The organism is Marinobacterium sp. NO-S09 (assembly GCF_059179545.1).
In genome coordinates, this window is sequence record NZ_CP168954.1 from 999,033 (window position 1) to 1,018,882 (window position 19,850).

General features: G+C 58.7%; 20 protein-coding genes. 9 read left to right on the plus strand and 11 right to left on the minus strand.

Annotated elements, in window-relative coordinates; all coding sequences use genetic code 11:
* The first annotated feature begins 197 nt into the window (after window positions 1-197).
* Genes glnL through O3C79_RS04775 form a run of 4 tightly spaced genes read left to right on the plus strand, consistent with a single transcriptional unit; the run spans window position 198 to window position 3,534 of the window.
* Window positions 198-1,262, plus strand: a complete 1,065-nt coding sequence (gene glnL / locus O3C79_RS04760; protein WP_494385010.1) for a nitrogen regulation protein NR(II) — start codon at window positions 198-200, stop codon at window positions 1,260-1,262.
* Complete coding sequence (gene glnG / locus O3C79_RS04765; RefSeq protein ID WP_494385011.1) at window positions 1,255-2,685, plus strand: nitrogen regulation protein NR(I); 1,431 nt, start codon at window positions 1,255-1,257, stop codon at window positions 2,683-2,685. Before glnL ends, glnG begins: the two co-directional genes overlap by 8 nt.
* Window positions 2,686-2,728: 43 nt before the next feature.
* Window positions 2,729-3,184 (plus strand): tRNA (uridine(34)/cytosine(34)/5-carboxymethylaminomethyluridine(34)-2'-O)-methyltransferase TrmL, encoded by a 456-nt coding sequence (trmL, locus tag O3C79_RS04770; RefSeq protein WP_494385012.1) that lies wholly within the window; start codon window positions 2,729-2,731, stop codon window positions 3,182-3,184.
* Window positions 3,184-3,534, plus strand: coding sequence for a hypothetical protein (locus O3C79_RS04775; protein ID WP_010323586.1), 351 nt, complete (start codon window positions 3,184-3,186; stop codon window positions 3,532-3,534). Before trmL ends, O3C79_RS04775 begins: the two co-directional genes overlap by 1 nt.
* Window position 3,535: 1 nt before the next feature.
* Here the strand turns inward: O3C79_RS04775 and O3C79_RS04780 are convergent, their stop codons facing one another.
* The 4 genes from O3C79_RS04780 to leuS are packed head-to-tail and all read right to left on the minus strand — an operon-like array spanning window position 3,536 to window position 8,012.
* Entirely contained in the window at window positions 3,536-3,868 is a 333-nt protein-coding gene (locus O3C79_RS04780; RefSeq protein ID WP_010323585.1) for a c-type cytochrome, read from the minus strand.
* Window positions 3,869-3,872: 4 nt separating this feature from the next.
* On the minus strand, window positions 3,873-4,913 hold the full coding sequence (holA, locus tag O3C79_RS04785) for a DNA polymerase III subunit delta (RefSeq protein ID WP_494385013.1): 1,041 nt from the start codon (window positions 4,911-4,913) through the stop codon (window positions 3,873-3,875).
* On the minus strand, window positions 4,910-5,413 hold the full coding sequence (locus tag O3C79_RS04790) for an LPS-assembly lipoprotein LptE (RefSeq protein WP_494385014.1): 504 nt from the start codon (window positions 5,411-5,413) through the stop codon (window positions 4,910-4,912). Before O3C79_RS04790 ends, holA begins: the two co-directional genes overlap by 4 nt.
* A 10-nt stretch (window positions 5,414-5,423) precedes the next feature.
* Entirely contained in the window at window positions 5,424-8,012 is a 2,589-nt protein-coding gene (gene leuS, locus O3C79_RS04795; protein ID WP_494385015.1) for a leucine--tRNA ligase, read from the minus strand.
* A 249-nt stretch (window positions 8,013-8,261) separates the two neighbouring features.
* On the opposite strand from leuS, the gene O3C79_RS04800 reads away from it, so the two are divergent.
* Window positions 8,262-10,082: a substrate-binding domain-containing protein gene (locus O3C79_RS04800; protein WP_494385016.1), complete on the plus strand. Its 1,821-nt coding sequence runs from the start codon at window positions 8,262-8,264 to the stop codon at window positions 10,080-10,082.
* A 98-nt stretch (window positions 10,083-10,180) separates the two neighbouring features.
* Entirely contained in the window at window positions 10,181-10,732 is a 552-nt protein-coding gene (locus tag O3C79_RS04805) for a zinc ribbon-containing protein (protein WP_494385017.1), read from the plus strand.
* On the opposite strand, the gene lnt is transcribed toward O3C79_RS04805, so the two are convergent.
* The 5 genes from lnt to miaB are packed head-to-tail and all read right to left on the minus strand — an operon-like array spanning window position 10,706 to window position 15,864.
* Complete coding sequence (gene lnt, locus O3C79_RS04810) at window positions 10,706-12,199, minus strand: apolipoprotein N-acyltransferase (protein WP_494385018.1); 1,494 nt, start codon at window positions 12,197-12,199, stop codon at window positions 10,706-10,708. The genes O3C79_RS04805 and lnt overlap by 27 nt on opposite strands.
* A 4-nt stretch (window positions 12,200-12,203) precedes the next feature.
* Window positions 12,204-13,040: a CorC family transporter gene (locus O3C79_RS04815; RefSeq protein ID WP_494385019.1), complete on the minus strand. Its 837-nt coding sequence runs from the start codon at window positions 13,038-13,040 to the stop codon at window positions 12,204-12,206.
* Window positions 13,041-13,049: 9 nt separating this feature from the next.
* Entirely contained in the window at window positions 13,050-13,502 is a 453-nt protein-coding gene (gene ybeY / locus O3C79_RS04820; protein WP_494385020.1) for an rRNA maturation RNase YbeY, read from the minus strand.
* Entirely contained in the window at window positions 13,499-14,500 is a 1,002-nt protein-coding gene (locus O3C79_RS04825) for a PhoH family protein (protein WP_494385021.1), read from the minus strand. The genes ybeY and O3C79_RS04825 overlap by 4 nt, the downstream gene beginning before the upstream one ends.
* Before the next feature lie 20 nt (window positions 14,501-14,520).
* Window positions 14,521-15,864, minus strand: a complete 1,344-nt coding sequence (gene miaB, locus O3C79_RS04830) for a tRNA (N6-isopentenyl adenosine(37)-C2)-methylthiotransferase MiaB (RefSeq protein ID WP_494385022.1) — start codon at window positions 15,862-15,864, stop codon at window positions 14,521-14,523.
* Between the two features lie 172 nt (window positions 15,865-16,036).
* Here miaB and O3C79_RS04835 point away from each other — a divergent pair, with 172 nt between their 5' ends.
* Window positions 16,037-16,354 (plus strand): DUF1820 family protein, encoded by a 318-nt coding sequence (locus O3C79_RS04835; RefSeq protein ID WP_494385023.1) that lies wholly within the window; start codon window positions 16,037-16,039, stop codon window positions 16,352-16,354.
* 3 nt (window positions 16,355-16,357) lie between these two features.
* On the opposite strand, the gene O3C79_RS04840 is transcribed toward O3C79_RS04835, so the two are convergent.
* Window positions 16,358-16,894 (minus strand): hypothetical protein, encoded by a 537-nt coding sequence (locus O3C79_RS04840; RefSeq protein ID WP_494385024.1) that lies wholly within the window; start codon window positions 16,892-16,894, stop codon window positions 16,358-16,360.
* Between the two features lie 76 nt (window positions 16,895-16,970).
* Window positions 16,971-18,035 carry an EF-P beta-lysylation protein EpmB gene (gene epmB / locus O3C79_RS04845; RefSeq protein ID WP_494385025.1) on the minus strand — a complete coding sequence of 355 codons (1,065 nt, stop codon included), beginning with the start codon at window positions 18,033-18,035 and terminating at the stop codon, window positions 16,971-16,973.
* An 86-nt stretch (window positions 18,036-18,121) separates the two neighbouring features.
* Between epmB and efp the strand changes: the two genes are divergently transcribed.
* Window positions 18,122-18,691 (plus strand): elongation factor P, encoded by a 570-nt coding sequence (gene efp / locus O3C79_RS04850; RefSeq protein ID WP_010323571.1) that lies wholly within the window; start codon window positions 18,122-18,124, stop codon window positions 18,689-18,691.
* Window positions 18,692-18,793: 102 nt separating this feature from the next.
* Complete coding sequence (gene epmA, locus O3C79_RS04855; RefSeq protein WP_494385026.1) at window positions 18,794-19,762, plus strand: EF-P lysine aminoacylase EpmA; 969 nt, start codon at window positions 18,794-18,796, stop codon at window positions 19,760-19,762.
* The last annotated feature ends 88 nt before the right edge of the window (window positions 19,763-19,850 follow it).

Below are 19,850 nucleotides of genomic sequence, written 5' to 3' on the forward strand. Positions count from 1 at the left end.
TCCCCAGGGAAGCCTTTTTTGTTTCTGCGTTTTGCCCCAACCTGGGGCGTGAGTAACCTTATTTTCTTTTATGCACTATATTGGTGCATATGGGTTTTGGCTCAGATGGTTCAAGGCCTTAAGCTTCGGTAATCGAGCTCGTGGCAAAGTTGGCGCTTTTCTTGCTTGCACTGCTATGAGGCATGATTGGAATACCTATGGTGAACGCAAACACGCATAAACAGATCCTGGAAAATCTGACCGGCGCCGTTCTGGTGCTGGATGATGAACTGTGTATCCAGTACATGAACCCGGCGGCGGAAATGCTGCTGGAAGCTTCTGTCAGGCGGCTCAAGGACCGTCCCATTGAGGACTGGCTGTCGTCCAGCGAAGAAGAGCTGGCTGTGTTGCGCCAGTCGTTGGCCAGTGGTCACCCGTACAGCAAGCGCGAAGCGCGTCTGGTGACCCAGAGCGGGCGTATTCTGACGGTCGATTACAGCGTTAACCCTGTACCCGAGGCCGGTATTCTGCTGGAGATTCAGGCGCGTGATCGTCTGATTCGTATCGAGCGCGAAGAAGAGCTGCTGGCACGTCATGCCAGTGCCCGTGTGCTGGTGCGCGGGCTGGCTCATGAGATCAAAAACCCGCTGGGCGGGATCAGGGGGGCGGCACAGCTGCTGGACCGGGAGCTGGACCGGGATGAGCTGCACGAATATACCCAGATCATCATTGAAGAAGCCGACCGCCTGCGCCACCTGGTGGACCGCTTGCTGGGACCGCACAAGCTGCCGGTGATCGAACAGTTGAACATTCATGCCGTGCTGGAGCATGTCTGCCGACTGGTCAACGCCGAAACCGATGGCCGCATCGAGATCCTGCGCGATTACGACCCGAGTATTCCTGAGTTTGAAGGCGCACGTGACCAGCTGGTCCAGGCGGTTCTTAATATTATCCGCAATGCGATGCAGGCGATGGAGGAGTCCGCGACACCCGAGCCGCGTATTACCCTGCGCACCCGGGCGTTGCGTCAGGTCACTCTGGGCGCTGAACGCCACCGCCTGGTGCTGGCCCTGGAAATCGTCGATAACGGCCCCGGTATACCGGAAGAGCTCAGCGATACGCTGTTTTATCCCATGGTCAGCAGTCGTGCGCAGGGATCGGGGCTGGGGCTTTCCATCGCCCAGTCCATTGTTAATCAACACCGAGGCCTGATTGAGTTCACCTCGGTACCGGGCGAGACCCGGTTTAACCTGTTTATACCCTTGGAGTCAGGTCATGACTGAAGCTGCTAATGTCTGGATCGTCGATGACGACCGTTCCATTCGCTGGGTGCTGGATAAAGCACTGACATCGGCCGGATTGAACACCCAGAGTTTCGACCGTGCTGATGGCTTGCTGGATCGGCTTGACCATGAAGTACCGGATGCTGTTCTTACGGACGTACGCATGCCAGGGATGGATGGCCTGCAGCTGCTGGACAGGTTGCATGAGGAGCATCCCGATCTGCCGATCATTATCATGACGGCACACTCGGATCTGGAAAGTGCCGTTGCCTCTTATCAGGGTGGTGCCTTTGAGTACCTGCCCAAGCCCTTTGATGTGGATGAAGCGCTGGCGCTGGTCAAACGTGCGGTAGAGCATGCGCGTGAGCAGCGCCAGGAGCGCGCTGAACCCACACCGGAGCGGGCCACTGAGATCATCGGTGAAGCTCCCGCCATGCAGGAGGTGTTTCGCGCCATAGGCCGTTTGGCACATTCCAACATCACCGTATTGATCAATGGTGAGTCCGGTACCGGTAAGGAGCTAGTCGCGCACGCCTTGCACCGCCACAGCCCCCGTGCCCAGAATCCGTTTATTCCGCTGAATATGGCGGCGATCCCCAAGGACCTTATCGAGTCTGAACTCTTTGGTCATGAAAAGGGCGCGTTCACCGGTGCTGCGGCCAGTCGTCGCGGTCGCTTTGAGCAGGCTGATGGCGGTACCCTGTTTCTGGACGAAATCGGTGATATGCCGGCGGATACCCAGACACGTCTGCTGCGTGTATTGGCGGATGGCGAGTTTTACCGCGTTGGTGGCCATACACCGGTGCGAGTGGATGTGCGTATCATTGCCGCGACTCACCAGAACCTGGAGCAGCTGGTACAGGAAGGGCGTTTCCGTGAGGACCTGTTTCACCGCCTCAACGTGATTCGTATCCATATTCCTCGCCTGGCCGAGCGTCGTGAGGATATTCCGCGGCTGGCGCGCCATTTTCTGGCAAGTTCAGCTAAAGAGTTGGCGGTGGAGCCCAAGATACTCAAGCCTGAAACCGCGGCATTCATGTGCGATCTGCCCTGGCAGGGTAACGTACGTCAGCTGGAGAATACCTGTCGCTGGCTGACCGTGATGGCGTCCGGCCGGGAAGTATTGGTGTCTGATCTGCCGCCAGAGTTGTTGTCTCAGCCTTCAGCACCGGTTAGCGGCAGCTGGCAAGACAGTCTCAAGGCCTGGGCCGAGCAGCAGATCAGCTTTGGTGCCGAAGGGCTGTTGAACGAGGCGGTTCCTGCGTTCGAGCGGGTCATGATCAGCGCCGCCCTTAAAGCGACCCATGGTCGTCGCCGGGATGCGGCTCAGCTGCTGGGATGGGGGCGCAATACCCTGACCCGCAAGATCAAGGAGCTGCAGATGGATACGGCGACACTGGCGGAAGATGAGGGTGACGAATAGGTCACGGCCGGTATAATGGCGGGCCGATTCAATGGAGGCCCTGATGCTGGATCTGGTGCTATATCAGCCTGAAATTCCGCCCAATACCGGCAATATAATCCGCCTGTGTGCCAACACCGGCTTTCGCCTGCATTTGATCGAGCCGCTGGGCTTTGATCTGGATGACAAGCGCCTGCGCCGTGCCGGCCTGGATTACCATGAGTGGGCCAGTGTCTGCCGGCATGCGGACCTGGAAGCCTGCTTGCAGGCCATCCAGCCCAAGCGGGTCTGGGCGCTGACCACCAAGGCGCAACGCAGCCACAGCGATGCCGATTTTCAGACCGGTGATATGCTGCTGTTCGGGCCGGAAACCCGTGGCTTGCCGCCTGAAGTCAGGGCGCGCTTTGACGGTCTGCGTTTGCCCATGCTGCCCGATAGTCGCAGTCTCAATCTGTCCAATGCCTGTGCCGTTGTTGTCTATGAAGCCTGGCGTCAGCTCGATTACGCAGGAGCTGTCTAATGGCGGATGCTCCCCTGCGTATGTCACATGCGCTGATTTTGACGCGCCTATCCAGTCATGATCACCGCGCCGGCATTACCTCGGAACTGATTGGTGTCACCAGTGAAGGGCAGAGTCTGCTGGTGCGAAGCGACGAACATCAACGCGTCAATGTTGCTCTGCTGGAGCATCAGCGTTTGCCGCTGGTGGTACTCAGTGATCGTCTGCTGCCCTCTACCGAGGCCGACTATGAACTGCCAGCGCAGGCACTGATCAGCCCTATTCCACTGCCGTCGGCGGAAGTGGAGGCGCTGATTCGATCCGGCCGTGAGCAGGCCTTGCTCAATCAGGTGCGCGAACAGCTGGTGTGAATCAGTTGGCTTGAGGTGCGCGCGGGCGGCGCGTGTGGATAAAGTCGGCCACGGCGTCGGCCTGCTCGTCGCTCAGTTGAGGGAAACTCGGCATCCCCTTGTGGCCCAAATCATAGCCGTGCTTGATCATCAATACGATTTCGTAGGTCGCGGGAGCATCGGGGCCTGCCGGGAACTGCTCGAGGTAAGGTCCCAGGCCCTTGTTTTCATGGCAATTGCGGCAGTAATACTCATAGAGTTCATCACCGGCTTTCATGCGCTCGGGCGGGGTGTCGCCGCAGCCGCTGAGCAAGGGTGTCACAACAAGGCCGATGAGCAGGGGGCGCAGGTTCATGTGTCTATCCGTGAATGGGGCGTGGCAGGTTCAGCTGGCAACCGGACAGCTCCAGCGTCAGCACCGACAGCAGTAGCCAGGGGTCTGTCTTGAGTTGTCCCTTGATCGCCTGATCCACATCCTGACACAGGCCCAGCAGGGATTCCAGCTGGCTTGCCGGGGTCTGTTGACTGGCCTTGCGTACCAGCGCCTTGCGTTTGCCCCATACTTTCTCGCGCTGACAAAGCGTGTCGTAATTGACGCCGGTGGCCAGGCCGCGCTGGACGTTCAGCAGGGTGCGGATCTCGCGGCTGAGTGCCCAGAGTACCAGTGTCGCTTCAACCCCTTCCTGTCGCAGTACCAGCAGGATCTTCTGACAGCGGGCCGGGTCGCGGTGCAGCACCGCATCAGACAGGGCGAAGATATCAAAGCGGGAGCTGTCGGCCACTGCTTCGATGACCTGTTCAGCATCAATGGTCTGGTTGGCATAAAGCAGGCTGAGCTTGTCCAGTTCCTGCCGTGCTGCCAGAAGGTTGCCTTCGATACGGCCGGTAAGCAATTGAACGGCGTCTGCGGTCAGTTCCAGGCCCAACCGCTTGGCACGCTGATTCACCCAGCCGGGCAACTGGTCCACATCTATCGGCCAAATCTCGACCACCACGCCGGCTTTTTCTACCTGTTTGAACCAGGCGCTTTTCTTGGCGCCTGCATCCAGGCGATCGGCCAGAATCAGCACCACATTATCGGGGGCAGGGTTATCCAGATAGCGCTGCAGCAGCCCGCTGGCTTTCTTGTCCAGCTTCTGGCTGCCCAGGCGTATTTCGATGATTTTACGTTCGGCAAACAACGACAGGGCGTTGGCGCTTTCCAGCAGTGATTCCCAGCTGAACTGGGCATCCACATGCATGACTTCGCGTTCGGTGAAACCGTCATCACGCAGGTAGCGGCGGATGCTGTCACAGCTTTCCGCATGTTGCAGGGGCTCGTCACCGGTCACCATGAATACCGGAGGCGGTGACGATAGCCGTTTCAGCTGGACATCCAGCTGGTCGGCGCGTGTTTTCATGCGCCGGGCCGGATGCTGATGTACTGACGCAAGATCTGTTGCGCCAGTTCCTGCTGCATCTGCTGACGGATCAGGTGCTCCTGGGAGTCACTGGCCGTGATGTTGTCCGGGTTGTTGGAATACACTCGTTCAATCATCACGCGCTGCTCCGGTATCAGAGCCCGGTTTTCGTCCTGGGTATCCAGAACCCGGAACCAGGCTTCGGAGCGCAGTTCGTACTCGGCCACATCCGCGTTACCGGTCAGAGTTGCCGCGCGTCGGGTATGACGCTCGCGCGTCAGCTCGATGCGATAGCGCCCACCGGCATCCAGCTGAACGCCGTTAATGCTGAAGGTGCGGCGCAGTTCGCGCTCCAGCTGGCTGGTTTTGGAATCAACCACCAGTTGCGCCTGGCGCAGAGGCTCCGGTACATCCTGCAGGCCGCGCAGCTGGAAACCGCAGGCGGACAGCAGCAGGCTCAGGCCCAGCAGAGCAACGGGTAGCGTCAGGCGCTTGTGCATGCAGTTCTCCTTAACCCACAACCAGGTTCAGCAGCTTGTTCGGCACCAGGATCTTCTTGCGAATGGCCTTGCCTTCCATGTGCTTCTGAACATTTTCAGTGCTCAGTGCGGTGTGCAGGATTACGTCCTCGTCGGCATCGGCGGGTACGTTGATCTTGGCACGGACCTTACCGTTCACCTGAACCACCAGCTCAACGCTGGCACGGGTCAGAGCGGCTTCATCCACCTGCGGCCAGGCGCTGTGCAGCAAGTCATCGCTGTGGTCCAGTTCACGCCACAGCTGATGGGTCATGTGCGGCACGATCGGTGCCAGCAGACGAATCGCGGCTTCAAGTGCTTCGCGGGTAACGGCACGGCCCTGATCGCTGACATCGACGAAACGGCCGATGGCGTTGGACAGTTCCATAACCGCGGCGATAGCCGTGTTGAATGTCTGACGGCGCTCCATGTCATCGCTGACCTTGGCGATGGTTTCATGGACTTTGCGACGCAGGTCGCGCTGCTCGTCGTTCAGTGCATCCGCATCCAGGGCGGGGCAGTCGGCACCGCTCTGCAGGTGATCGTGAACCTGTTTCCACAGACGACGCATGAAGCGGTGGGCACCTTCAACACCGGAGTCCAGCCATTCCAGAGACTGTTCCGGAGGAGCTGCGAACATCATGAACAGGCGCACGGTGTCGGCGCCGTAGCGGTCGATCATTACCTGAGGATCGATACCGTTGTTCTTGGACTTGGACATCTTCGACATGCCGTCGTGGTTCAGTTCACGACCTTCGGCGTCGGTGGCGCGAATCACGCGGCCCTTGTCGTCCTTCTCGGTGTTGACGTCGGCCGGGGAGATCCACACCTGACCGCCTTTCTCATCTTCGTAGTAGAAGCTGTCGGCCAGTACCATGCCCTGGCACAGCAGGCGTTTGAACGGCTCGTCGGAATCTACCAGGCCTTCGTCACGCATCAGCTTGTGGAAGAAGCGGGAGTAGAGCAGGTGCAGAATCGCGTGCTCGATACCGCCGATGTACTGATCTACCGGCAGCCAGTGGTTGGCCTGTTTCGGATCCAGCATAGCGTCCGGGTTCATGCTGGCGTAACGCGCGTAGTACCAGCTGGATTCCATGAAGGTATCGAAAGTATCGGTTTCACGTTCAGCCGCACCGCCACATTTAGGGCAAGTGGTGTCGATGAACTCGCGCATTTTTTTGATCGGAGAGCCGGAACCGTCAAATTCCACGTCGGTCGGCAGTACCACCGGCAGCTGGTCTTCCGGTACCGGAACGGCACCACAGCTCTGGCAGTTGATTACCGGAATCGGCGCACCCCAGTAACGCTGACGGGAGACACCCCAGTCACGCAGGCGGTAATTGATGGTAGTGCGACCCTTGTTTTTCTCTTCCAGTGCCTTGGCGATCGCCTTGAAGGCAACGTCGAATTCCAGATCGTCGTAAGCGCCGGAGTTGATCAGGGTGCCTTTTTCGGTGAAAGCTTCCTGTTCCAGGTCGACCACTACGTCCGGGTTGGTCGGGGCAATCACCTGCTGGATCGGCAGGCCGTATTTACGGGCAAATTCCCAGTCGCGCTGGTCGTGGCCCGGTACGGACATGACGGCGCCTGAACCGTAGTCCATCAGTACGAAGTTGGCGGTCCAGACCGGAACAGTTTCGCCGGTCAGCGGGTGAATCGCTTCGATACCCAGCGCCATGCCTTTCTTTTCCATGGTGGCGAGATCAGCCTCGGCCACCTTGGTGTGACGGCATTCTTCGATGAAGGCAGCCAGTTCAGGGTTGTTCTCGGCGGCTTTCAGTGCCAGCGGGTGCTGCGCTGCCACGGCTACGTAGGTCACGCCCATCAGGGTGTCCGGACGGGTGGTGAACACTTCCAGTTCGCCGTAACCGTCAACGTGGAAGTTCAGCTCGACGCCTTCTGAGCGACCGATCCAGTTGCGCTGCATGGTCTTGACCTGCTCGGGCCAGCCATCCAGCTGATCCAGGTCGTCCAGCAGCTGGTCAGCGTAATCGGTAATCTTGAGGAACCACTGGGGAATCTTCTTGCGTTCAACCAGCGCACCGGAGCGCCAGCCGCGACCGTCGATGACCTGTTCGTTGGCCAGAACGGTCTGGTCGACCGGGTCCCAGTTCACCTCGGCTTCTTTTTTGTAGACCAGCCCTTTTTCCATCAGGCGGGTAAAGAACCACTGCTCCCAGCGGTAGTATTCCGGGTGGCAGGTAGCCAGTTCGCGATCCCAGTCGTAACCAAAGCCCATCTGCTTGAGCTGGTTGCGCATGTAGTCGATGTTTTCGTAGGTCCACTTGGCCGGCGGGACGTTGTTTTTCATCGCTGCATTTTCAGCAGGCAGGCCAAAGGCATCCCAGCCCATGGGCTGCAGCACGTTGCGACCTTTCATGCGCTGGTAGCGCGACACCACATCACCGATGGTGTAGTTACGAACGTGCCCCATGTGTAGTCGACCGCTGGGGTAGGGGAACATGGACAGGCAGTAGAAGGGCTCGCCTGCGGCGCTTTCATCTGCCTTGAAGCTGTCCTGTTCTTCCCAATGTTTCTGTACCTGGGGTTCGATATCCTGGGGATTGTATTGTTCGTTCATTGTGGTTGGTTGCAACTCTTGGTAGCTGGGATGTCGGCGTCAGACTCCGCTGTCGGGAGGGCCGTTGGGGCCACGCCGTAAAAAAGACGAATGGCGCATAGCATACAATATTCGCCCTGCTGTCAACAGAGCCAGAGTGTGCTTGAGTGGGCGTCATCTTACTGCAACCTGATGTCTTTATCCTTCCGCCCCATCTGACCTGCCCCAAGGCGGGAATCTGCAAAAACCGGATCAGGGATAAGACCGAACGTGAATACCACCCTCTTCGATCTGCTGTGGCAGCTGAAGCACGAACTGGAACGTCAGGGCGCCGACAAAATCGATATGCCCAGGTTTATCGATGACGTAGAGTACCGCCGTCGTCTGCTGAAAGCAGCGAATGCCAAGGCGCTGAATCCGGCTTTTCGCCAGATCCTGCCGGAGCTGCTGTCCGGCAATCCGCTGGAAATTACCCGCCAGGTAGCAACGGTGCCGCGAACCCGTGAACCTCAACAGGCGCGCCAGGTGCACAGTCTGGAGACAGGGCGCAAGGGACCGGGCCTGTTCAGTGGCGGTATTCTGGTGTTGATCCTGCTGGCTTTTGCCGTGGCTGTGGTGGAACTGACCAGTGACTCCGTCGTCTCGGATCTGATTGCCAGTGCCGGCCTCAAGCCGGGCAGCAGCGTGCAGAGTACCGAGATGTCTGGCACAGCACCGGCGCCGTCAGCGCCTGCTCCCAAGGCGCCGGTCGAGACCCAGGTGGCAGCAGCAGCCATGACCTCGTCTGAGCAGGATGTGGATACTCTGTTCCGCCTGCATGGCTCCAATACTATTGGTGAAGCCCTGGCACCGGCCTTGCTGAAAGCCTATTGGCTGCAACAGGGCGCCGACAATATTCGCGTCGAGCAGCAGGAATCTGAAGTGGAGCATGATGTGCTCTTCCGGCTGCCGGGAGAGAAAGCGCTGCAGCGTGTCGAATTGAAGGCCCATGGCTCAAGCACCGGCTTCAAGGGGCTGCATTCGCGTGAAGCCGACCTGGCCATGGCATCACGTCGTATCAAGGGCAAGGAGGTCGAGCGCCTGGCGCCGATCTATGGCGATCTGAGCAGTGTCCGTACCGAACATATCGTGGGTATGGATGGCTTGGCGATTATCGTCAATCCCCGTAACCCCATCAGCAGCCTGAATACCGAACAGCTGGCGAAACTCTTTGCCGGACAGATCAGTAACTGGAAGCAGCTGGGCGGTGCCGATGTGCCGGTGAGTATTTACAGCCGTGACGAAAACTCCGGTACCTGGGACTCCTTTCGCAGCATGGTGCTGAAAAAGCATGGCGTGAAACTGTCACCTAAGGCGCGTCGCTACGAGTCCAGCATGGAACTGTCGGACCGTGTCAGCCAGGAGCCGGGTGCGATTGGGTTTATTGGTCTGCCCTATGTGCTGCGTGCCAAGGCGCTGGCGGTGGCGGATGAGGCGGGTGCGCTGCCGGTGTTCCCGACCACCTTCACCATCTCCACGGAAGACTACCCGCTGACCCGTCGTCTCTACATGTATGAGCCGATGACGCTGGCGTTGAACAGCCCTGCGCATGACTTTATCAACTTCGTTACCTCGGAAGAGGGGCAGGAGATAGTGCGCAAGACCGGCTTTATCTCACAGAACATTCAGCGTATTCAGCCGGTGCTGAGTGAAGAGTTGCCCAAGGAGTATCTGGAGCTGGTTCAGGGCGACAGCCGCCTTTCCCTTAACTTCCGTTTCAACAGCGGTACCTTTGATCTGGACAACAAGGCGCAGCGCGACCTTCAGCGTGTGATCCGCTTCTTTGAGCAGCATCCGGGGCAGCGTGCTTTCCTGATCGGTTTTTCCGATAGTACCGGCAATGCCGAGCATAACCGCCGCCTGTCACTCAAGCGCGCTGAAGTGGTGCGTGACCAGCTGCTGTCACGTGGCATCAACGTGGCGGATGTGCATGGTCTGGGGTCGTTGGCACCGGTCGCGTCGAACGCAACCCCCGCCGGGCGTGAGCGTAACCGTCGTGTCGAGGTATGGATTCGCGATACGGCAGGCCGTGGTGTGGCCAGCGCTCGCTGAAGCCTGTTTGATCTCGGCCCATTACTTTCCTGAAATCAGCGATATACTGAGGGCAAAGGCGGCGGGTGTCCGTCGCCGGTGCCAACAGGAGTTCGCCCATGACTAAGCAAGATCCGCAAACCCCGCAACATTCTGCCAAGGCTCCGGCTGCCTATGACCGGGTGTTGGAACAGCTGCGTAAACGCCTGGACAATGCCGGTGAGGTCAGCTGGGACTTTCTTCAGCAGCAGATTGAGGAAGCAGCGGAGGTCGAGCTGGCGGCTGAAGAGATGACACGGGACGAGGTCGAGTTGCTCAAGGCTTACCTGCGTCGTGACCTCAAACAGCTGGGCTACTATGCGCAGGGAACCGGCGAAGGCCTGGCGGCCTGGCTGCATTTCGATCTGGATTACCTGGAATTGAAACTGAAGCAGAGCCTGCTTGATCTGGCCGACAAAACCCGCGTGCAACATGAGCTGCTGCGTGAGCAGTTGGCCCATGCCGAAGACCAGTATCTGGCCGGTGAAGTAAGTGCGCCGGGTACCCTGCGTTGCCTGCAATGCGGTCATACCCAGCAGCTGCGCGCCACCGACCGGATTCAACCCTGTGGCAACTGCTCTGCCGTCGTGTTTGAACGGGTGTCTCTACCCTGGTCGCCGAGCGGCGAATAAACCCATCAGCGTCAGCAGCCCCGCCAGTGGCCAGACACCCAAATATTGCCAGGGCGTCTGGCCCGTCATCATGTCCACTTCGTGGCGCAGGATAGCCTGCTCATCCACCGGCGCCTGAGCTGCCAGACTGCCATCCGGGCGGATAAAAGCGGTCAGGCCGTTATTGGTCGCGCGAATGACCCAGCGGCCATTTTCCAGCGCGCGCATGCGGGCAATCTGAAGGTGCTGGTCGGGCGCGATGGAGCGGCCGAACCAGGTATCGTTGGAGACAGTCAGGATCACTTCGGCCTCACGTCCAAGTTCTGCTACCAATTGTGGATAGGCAATCTCGTAACAGATGGCGGGCGCAATTTTCCGGGTGCCCAGGCTCAGGGTGTCGGTATCCTGCCGGGGCAGGGTAAAACTGGACATGGGCAGATCAAAGAAGGTAATCAGGCCGCGTAGCTGGTCTTCAAAGGGCACATACTCGCCAAAGGGCACCAGTCGCTGCTTGTGATAGATATCCTGACCGGCGCCAAATATGCCCAGACTGTTGTGGAAGCGCACGCCTCGCGGGCGTTCAGGGTCAGCCTCGACGTAGGGAAAACCGCTGATCAGGGCAATATCATCCTGTTGCAGCAGGTTCAGGAAGGGCGTCAGGCGTTGGCTGGCGCGGCTGAACGTGGCAGGTATGGCGGTTTCCGGCCATACAATCACGTCCGCATCCGTAACGCTCAGGCTCATGTTGATCTGGCGCTGCAGAATGCCATCCAGTTGGTCCGGCTGCCATTTTGCCAGCTGGGGTATGTTGGGTTGAATCATCACCACATCCAGGCCAGCATCCGGTTTCGGTTGGGTCCACTGAGCCGGTAACAGCCAGGCGGCTGCCGCAAGAATGGCGCCTGGAATCAGTGTCGGGATATGGCGGTCGGCCAGCAGTCGTGCCAACCCCATGGATAGCAGCAGACTCAGCAGTGACAGGGCCCAGACCCCGCCCACAGGCGCCCAGCTCTTAAAGGGCGTATCCAGCCAGGCGTAGCCCAGATACAGCCAGGGGAAGCCGGTCAGGAACCAGCTGCGCAGCCACTCAAAGCCAAGCCAGGTGAGGATAAACATCAGCCAGCGATGACGGGCATTGGCCGCCATGCGGGCAAAGAGCGCGCCCTGCACGGCAAACAGCAGTGCCAGCGCGGCTACAAACAGGACGGTCAGGGTGCCCGCCAGCCAGGGCGGTGCGCCACCGTAACGGTCGATGCTGACGTAAACCCAGGAAACCCCGGCGCCCCAGAAGCCCAGACCGAAGGCCCAGCCGCTCCAGACGGCCTGACGCACAGACTGATGACGCTGCAGCAGGTAGAGCAGTGCCGGCCCCAGCAGGGCCAGTGGCCAGAGATTGAAGGGCGCCAGTGACAGAGTGATGCTGGCACCACCGATCAAGGCCAGTAGCGCCGTCACCAGTGGCGAACGGCGTTGGGGGTGCGCGTTCACAAGCTTAGCGTCGTGTGACCTGCAGCAGACGAAGGCGACGGTTATCGGCGGCCAGTACCTTGAAACTGAATCCGTCGATGTCGATCTGTTCGTCCTTGGCAGGCAGGTGGCCGAAGTGCTGAGTCACAATACCACCGATGGTATCGAACTCTTCATCGGAAAAGCCCACATCGAAGTAGGCGTTGAAGTCCTCGATCGGGGTCAGCGCCTTAACCAGAAAACCGTTGTCATCGAAGGGGCGGATGTTGCCGTCATCATCGTCGGCATCATGTTCGTCTTCGATCTCGCCGACGATCTGTTCCAGCACGTCTTCGATGGTGATCAGACCGGCCACACCGCCGTATTCATCCACCACAATCGCCATATGGTTACGGGTGCCGCGGAACTCGTTCAGCAGTACGTTGAGGCGTTTGCTCTCGGGAATGAAGGTTGCCTTGCGCAGGCACTGGCGGATATCAAACTGGTCCAGGGTGCCTTCCAGCATGTAGGGCAGCAGATCCTTGGCCAGTAGAATGCCCAGTACTTCGTCCGGGTTTTCACCGCATACGGGAAAACGGGAGTGGGCGCTGGAGATGATGACCGGCAGGAACTCCCGGGGGGTCTGGTTGACCTGCACCATGGTCATCTGCGAGCGTGGAATCATGACGTCGCGCACCTGCATCTCGGTAACCTGCATGGCACCTTCAATGATGCCGTGGGCATCATTATCCAGAATGCCGGAGTCGCTGGCCTGATACAGGATCTCGCGGACGTCCTCAAGACTGCGGGGTTCGTCAGAGAAGGCTTGTGTCAGTTTCTCAAGCCAGCCCTTGGACGTGCCGCCCGATCGGTCTTCGCTCATATCTGTCCTCTAAACGGAATAGGGATCGGCTATATTCAACCGAGCCAGGAGAGTACGTTCCAAAGCCTCCATTTCCTCGGCGTCGTCGTCATTTATATGATCGAATCCGAGTAGATGCAAGGTCCCGTGTACCACCATGTGTGCCCAATGATCGAACAGGGCTTTTTCTTGTTCATCAGCCTCAGTCGCCACAACCTCGGCGCAGATCACCAGATCGCCCAGCAGCGTGACGGGAATGCCCGGCGGCACCTCGAACGGAAAGGACAGCACATTGGTGGGCTTGTCCTTGCCACGGTACTCGGCATTGAGGCTCTGACTCTCTTCGGCATCGACGATGCGGATGCAGACTTCACCCTCGACCTTGCGATCCTTGAGCACGGTTTCAACCCAGCGGCTGAAATCGTTTTGCGCAGGCAGACCGGCAGCATCGATGGCGTATTGAACGTCTACGGCAATGCTCATCGTGCGTCTCCGTCCGGCTGTGCCTCTTCATGACGCTCGTAGGCTTCGACGATGTGCTGTACCAGAGGATGGCGCACTACGTCCTTGGAGCCGAAGTAGGTAAAGCCGATCTCCTTGACGCCGTCGAGCACTTCCATGGCGTGCAGGAGGCCGGATTTGACGCCCTTGGGCAGGTCGATCTGGGTCTTGTCGCCCGTGATCACGGCGGTGGAACCAAAGCCGATACGGGTCAGGAACATCTTCATCTGTTCGCGCGTGGTGTTCTGGCTTTCATCCAGAATGACGAAGGAACCGTTCAAGGTACGACCACGCATGTAGGCCAAGGGGGCGACTTCGATCACGTTACGCTCGATCAGCTTGGCGACTCGCTCGAAGCCCATCATTTCGTAGAGGGCGTCGTACAGCGGGCGCAGGTAAGGGTCGACCTTCTGGCTCAGATCGCCAGGCAGAAAGCCCAGTTTTTCGCCGGCTTCGACGGCCGGGCGTACCAGCAGGATACGGCTGACCTCTTCGCGCTCCAGCGCTTCTACGGCACAGGCAACGGCCAGATAGGTCTTGCCGGTACCGGCCGGACCAATGCCGAAGTTGATGTCGTGAGTGCGGATCTGGTGCACATAATCCTGCTGCTTGCCGGGACGCGGCTTGATCAGCAGCTTGCGGGTACGGATGCCAAAGCGTTTCTCGTCTTCGCCTTGGGCCTTGTCCTTGCGCTTGGGCGGCTGCTCGATACCTGAATCCTGCAGCAGCAGGTGAAGGGCTTCAGGGGTGAGTTCCTCTCCCTTGAGAGCCTGTTGGTACAGTTGTTCCAGCAGACGGCCCATGGCGCGGGTTGCAGCCTCGGGTCCGACCAGCTGGAAACGGTTACCACGGTTGCGGATCTCCACGCCAGTGCGCTCCTCAAGCAGCTTGAGGTGGGCGTCAAACTGACCGCAGAGATTGATCAGTGCGGTCGGGTTGTTGGGTTCCAGCAAAATCGTGGTGGATTGTTGTGCGGTCAAAAAAACTCTCCTAAGGGCAATCAGGCGTCAAGTTCGGAACTGATCAGTTCGCCAAGCAGTGAGTTGGCATAGGCCTGCTCAATACGGACATCGGCAAAGTGACCGATCAGATCCGGATTATCGCAGCGGAAGTTGACGACACGGTTATTCTCGGTGCGACCGGACAGCTGGCCCGGGTCTTTCTTGGAATAGCCGTTGACCAGAATGCGCTGGGTGGTGCCGACCATGCGGCGGCTGATCTGGAACGCCTGAGCAGTGATGCGATCCTGCAGGATCTTCAGGCGCTGCTTCTTGGTTTCTTCATCCACGTTATCCGGCAAGTCAGCGGCGGGCGTGCCCGGGCGACGGCTGTAGATAAAGCTGAATGAGGCATCGAAACCGATATCGGCGATCAGGTTCATGGTGGCTTCGAAATCGGCAGCGGTCTCGTTGGGGAAGCCGATGATGAAGTCGGAAGAGAAGCTGATATCCGGGCGCAGTTTCTTGATGCGGCGCAGCTTGGACTTGTACTCCAGCGCGGTGTGACCACGTTTCATCGCCATCAGAATACGGTCGGAGCCGCTCTGGACCGGCAGGTGCAGGTGGCTGACCAGCTCCGGCACTTCGGCGTAAACGTCGATCAGACTGTCGCTGAACTCTACCGGGTGCGAGGTGGTGAAGCGGATACGGTCGATGCCGTCGATGGCAGCAACACAACGGATCAGTTCGGCCAGGTCGGCAAGGTCACCATCATGGGTAGCACCACGGTAGGCATTCACGTTCTGGCCCAGCAGATTCACTTCGCGTACACCCTGTTCGGCCAGCTCAACGCACTCGGCCAGAACATCGTCCAGCGGACGGCTGACTTCCTCGCCTCGGGTATAGGGGACCACGCAGAAGGTGCAGTACTTGCTGCAGCCTTCCATCACGGACACGAAGGCTTCCGCGCCTTCCACCTTGGGGGCGGGCAGGTGGTCGAATTTTTCGATTTCGGGGAAGCTGACATCGACGATGCCGACACCGCCGTTTTGGCTTTCGGAGATCATCTCCGGCAAACGGTGCAGCGTCTGCGGGCCGAAGATCATGTCCACATAGGGTGCACGGTCACGGATGGCTTCGCCTTCCTGAGACGCAACGCAGCCGCCGACCCCGATCATCAGATCCGGTTTGTCTTCCTTCAGCTTGCGCCAGCGGCCCAGTTGATGAAACACCTTCTCCTGGGCCTTTTCGCGGATGGAGCAGGTGTTCAGCAGCAGGACATCCGCGTCATCCGGATTATCCGTCAACTCCAGTGCGTGGCTTTCGCCCAGCAGATCCGCCATGCGGGAGGAGTCGTATTCGTTCATCTGACAACCATGTGTCTTGATAAACAGCTTTTTCGCCATGAATCACCTGTGTACTGAGGAGGTTTGAAAAGGGTGCGGAATTCAAAAGGTGCAAAATTATACCCAAGCACTGCAGCTTAGGCCAGAAACTGGTTAAAAAATGCCCAGTCTTGTTTTCTGCTCAAGCGCCCCCATATCCGCTGCAACAGAGTTATTGAGAGTGAGTTAAGCCATGGCGAGTGACGAGCGTTTGTATCGCGTCAGTTTCGTGAATCAGGACAAGGTGTACGAGGTCTATGTGCGCCACGTGTATCAGAGCGACATGTGGGGCTTTATTCAGCTGGAAGACTTTGTCTTTGGCAACCGCTCGGAGTTGCTGGTGGACCCCAGCGAAGACAAGCTGAAACAGGAGTTTGCCGACGTGAATACCTGCTACGTGCCCATGCAGGCGATCATTCGCATTGACGAGGTGAAGCGCGAGGGCGTGGCCAAGATCAGTGATGCCAAGGGCAATATCACCGCCTTTCCGATGACACCGCCCCGCAAATAAACCTTACTGTGCGGCGGTGTTCAGACCGTCGCCGCCACAGGCCTTGTTGCGCAGTGCGCTCTGATTCAGCAGCGCCATGCGTTCCACACCGTGATATTCCACACTCTGATCGGCAAAGATCAATTCGGCACCCTCAATGCGGAAGCAGCTCAGGTTGGGGTGCTGCCATACTTTTGGCCAGACTTTGTTGCCCACCACTTCATTGGGTGCAAAGGGGCCGGCAACGCGTAACCAGGCGTTGCGGCGACCGCTTTTCTTCGACGGCACCAGGTCGCCCTCACCGGTGAAGGCGGTGGTTTTGAACATCACGTATTGCAGGGTTTTGCCGGTACCGTTGGTAAAGTTGATCTGGGCGGCGCTGTTGTCCTGCGGACCATGGGAGCTGATCAGCAGAACCGGTTTCGGTTTCGGCGGTGCAACGGGTTTCTCGGCAACGGGTTCAGGTTCGGGCTTACTTGCACAAGCTGCCAGCAGCAGGGTGGCGGCGAACAGCCCCCCCAGCTTTAGGAGGTTCGGTGTAGAGGGGGTCTGAGTATTCATGGAGCTCCTGATCCGTTACATCTGGGGTTAATTCGGACCGTCAGACTGGTTCCGACAAGCTGAACCTGAGCTGACTTCAGCCCTCGGGTGCGATCGGCAGCAGTAGCGTCTTGGACGGTTTGCCCGGGATTTCCCGCGCCAGTCGTGGCACCAGATAGCCCGGCAGTTCGGCCTGCAGGCTTCCCACTAGACGACGGGCACTTTCGTCGTTGACATCAAAATGCGCGGCCCCGGCGACTGCATCAAGGACAAATAGATAATAGGGCAGTATGCCCTCGCTGAACAGGGATTCGCTGAGTGTTTTTTGTACACTCAGGCTGTCGTTCACGTCTTTGAGCAGCACAGCCTGGTTGAGCAGCGTAACACCAGCCTGGCGCAAGGGGCGCAGAGCCTTGCGAACGGCATCATCCACTTCCTGCGGGTGGTTGATATGCAGTACCAGCGTGCTGGCGAGACGGCTGCTGGCCAGCATCTCAACCAGCTCAGACGTAACGCGTTGTGGAATTACCAGCGGCAGGCGTGAATGAATGCGCAGGCGCTTCAGGTGCGGAATCTGCTCCAGATCGGCCAGCATGCGGGCCAGGCGGACATCGGGTGTGGCCAGAGGGTCGCCGCCGGAGAAAATCACTTCACTGACGTTGGACTGTTGACGGATATAGTCCAGGGCGTCCTGCCAGGCGGCACCGCCCAGCTGGTTTTCGCCATAGGGAAAGTGGCGGCGGAAACAGTAGCGGCAGTTGATGGCGCAGGCACCGGACAGCACCAGCAACACCCGGTCCTTGTATTTGTGAATGACGCCGCTGGCTTGCCTGGCGGCGGCTTCGGCCAGAGGGTCGGGGCCAAAGCCCGGCACTTCCTGCAATTCCTGCTGCAGCGGCAGTATCTGCTTCAGCAGCGGATCCTCGGGATCGCCCTTGCGGATGCGGCTCAGGTACGGACGGGGTACACGCAGTTCAAATACACGCTCAGCCATCTGTGCGCCAGCCAGCAGGTCCGGCGGCAGTTCCAGTGCTTGCAAGAGTTCGGCAGGGTCAGTGATCAGGTGACGCAGTTCGGTCTGCCAGTCAGTATCAGCAGGGTGCAGCAGATTCATCGGAACGGGGTGCTCGGGGCTGGTTGCGCGGGATGGATTTGCCAGCATTCTCCTTTGCAGTAGAATGGCTGTCAATTTTCTGACCGCCCACTGCGCGGTCTCCTTCGAATTATTGAGTGCGGAACCTTCTATTTATGGCTAACTACTCCAGCAACCAGTTCAAAAACGGCATGAAAGTGATGATCGACGGCGACCCCTGCTCCATGGTCGACGTGGAGTTCGTTAAGCCGGGTAAAGGCCAGGCATTCACCCGTGTGCGTCTGCGTAACCTGCTGACCGGCCGTATCTGGGAGCGTACCTTCAAGTCCAACGAATCCGCCGAAAGTGCCGATGTCATGGATATCGACATGGAGTATCTCTACAACGATGGTGACATGTGGCACTTCATGGACCCGAACTCCTTCGAGCAGGTAGCGGCTGACAAGAACGCTGTTGCCGATGCTGACAAGTGGCTGAAGGAACAGGACAAGTGTGTTGTGACTCTGTGGAATGACAACCCGATCAGTGTTACCCCGCCGAACTTCGTTGAGCTGGAAGTCACTGAAACCGATCCCGGCCTGAAAGGCGATACTGCACAGGGCGGCTCCAAGCCGGCAACTCTGAGCACTGGTGCCGTCGTTCGTGTACCGCTGTTTATCGAACAGGGTGAAACCCTGCGTATCGATACCCGTACCGGCGAGTATGTGAGCCGCGCCAACGGCTGATAAGGTCGCAAGACAACAGACTCTTTCGAGTTTGAGATATTACGGCAGCTTCGGCTGCCGTTTTTGCTTCAGGTTTCCGTTTCTTTCCTCTGGTGATCCTTCATGCAGCAAGATCTCTGGCGTCCCAATGCCTCCATTGAAAACCTGCGTGCCCGTGCTCGGGTACTGGCGCAGATTCGTACCTTCTTTGCTGAGCAGGATGTGTTGGAAGTGGAAACTCCTGTGCTGTCCAAATGCGCCGTCAGTGATCCTTTTCTGGACAGTTTGGAGGCCAGCTTCGGTTTTCAGCCGGGCATCGAGGATGAACGCCTGTACTTGCAAACCTCTCCCGAGTACGCCCTCAAGCGCCTGCTGGCTGCCGGCAGTGGCGATATCTACTCCATGGCCAAGGTGTTTCGCAACGGCGAGTTCGGGCGGCGCCATAATCCGGAATTCACCATGCTGGAGTGGTACCGGCTGGGGTTTGATGATCGCCAACTGATGACTGAAGTGGCGTCACTGGTCACCAGGATTGTGCCACACCTGTCGGTGCAGTATCTGAGCTATGCTGAATTGTTCGAGCGTGAGCTTGGGCTGGACCCGCACCAGGCGTCGCTTTCGCAACTTCAGGCCGTATGCCGTGAGCATGTGGATGCACCCTTCGAGGATGATGACCGCGATACCTGGCTCAACCTGCTGATGTCTCATGTGCTGGAGCCGCGACTGAGCGGTGCGGTTTTTATCCACAGCTACCCGGCTTCCATGGCGGCGCTGGCGCAGGTGCACGAGGATGAGCAGGGGCGCCAGGTAGCGGCCCGCTTTGAGTTGTTTGTGGACGGTGTCGAACTGGCCAATGGCTACCATGAACTGACCGATGCCTCCGAACAGGCGCGCCGTCTGGAGGCGGACCAGCAGCAGAGGATCGCTCTGGGGCTGCCCCAGCGCCCGCTGGAGCAGCGGCTTGTAGAAGCGCTGGAAGCAGGTATGCCCGAGTGCGCTGGTGTAGCACTGGGCGTCGACCGGCTGGTGATGCTGGCGTTGGGCGTGGACAGCCTGGATCAGGTGGTGTCCTTTATGCACGAGCGGGCCTGATCGCACGCTCTTTTGCGCCACTGGGAGGCTGTAAAACGCCTTTTTGATTTGCCAGCGTCCCATCTGTCCACTAGCTTGCAAGGGTGAC

What these genes read in the sequence shown, in the direction of transcription:
- O3C79_RS04780 (WP_010323585.1), bottom strand. Translation starts at nt 3,868, where the DNA reads ATGAACCTGCGCCCCCTGCTCATCGGCCTTGTTGTGACACCCTTGCTC.
- O3C79_RS04835 (WP_494385023.1), top strand. Translation starts at nt 16,037, where the DNA reads ATGGCGAGTGACGAGCGTTTGTATCGCGTCAGTTTCGTGAATCAGGAC.
- O3C79_RS04805 (WP_494385017.1), top strand. Translation starts at nt 10,181, where the DNA reads ATGACTAAGCAAGATCCGCAAACCCCGCAACATTCTGCCAAGGCTCCG.
- glnL (WP_494385010.1), top strand. Translation starts at nt 198, where the DNA reads ATGGTGAACGCAAACACGCATAAACAGATCCTGGAAAATCTGACCGGC.
- glnG (WP_494385011.1), top strand. Translation starts at nt 1,255, where the DNA reads ATGACTGAAGCTGCTAATGTCTGGATCGTCGATGACGACCGTTCCATT.
- O3C79_RS04815 (WP_494385019.1), bottom strand. Translation starts at nt 13,040, where the DNA reads ATGAGCGAAGACCGATCGGGCGGCACGTCCAAGGGCTGGCTTGAGAAA.
- ybeY (WP_494385020.1), bottom strand. Translation starts at nt 13,502, where the DNA reads ATGAGCATTGCCGTAGACGTTCAATACGCCATCGATGCTGCCGGTCTG.
- O3C79_RS04840 (WP_494385024.1), bottom strand. Translation starts at nt 16,894, where the DNA reads ATGAATACTCAGACCCCCTCTACACCGAACCTCCTAAAGCTGGGGGGG.
- O3C79_RS04790 (WP_494385014.1), bottom strand. Translation starts at nt 5,413, where the DNA reads ATGCACAAGCGCCTGACGCTACCCGTTGCTCTGCTGGGCCTGAGCCTG.
- efp (WP_010323571.1), top strand. Translation starts at nt 18,122, where the DNA reads ATGGCTAACTACTCCAGCAACCAGTTCAAAAACGGCATGAAAGTGATG.
- epmB (WP_494385025.1), bottom strand. Translation starts at nt 18,035, where the DNA reads ATGCTGGCAAATCCATCCCGCGCAACCAGCCCCGAGCACCCCGTTCCG.
- leuS (WP_494385015.1), bottom strand. Translation starts at nt 8,012, where the DNA reads ATGAACGAACAATACAATCCCCAGGATATCGAACCCCAGGTACAGAAA.
- trmL (WP_494385012.1), top strand. Translation starts at nt 2,729, where the DNA reads ATGCTGGATCTGGTGCTATATCAGCCTGAAATTCCGCCCAATACCGGC.
- O3C79_RS04775 (WP_010323586.1), top strand. Translation starts at nt 3,184, where the DNA reads ATGGCGGATGCTCCCCTGCGTATGTCACATGCGCTGATTTTGACGCGC.
- epmA (WP_494385026.1), top strand. Translation starts at nt 18,794, where the DNA reads ATGCAGCAAGATCTCTGGCGTCCCAATGCCTCCATTGAAAACCTGCGT.
- holA (WP_494385013.1), bottom strand. Translation starts at nt 4,913, where the DNA reads ATGAAAACACGCGCCGACCAGCTGGATGTCCAGCTGAAACGGCTATCG.
- miaB (WP_494385022.1), bottom strand. Translation starts at nt 15,864, where the DNA reads ATGGCGAAAAAGCTGTTTATCAAGACACATGGTTGTCAGATGAACGAA.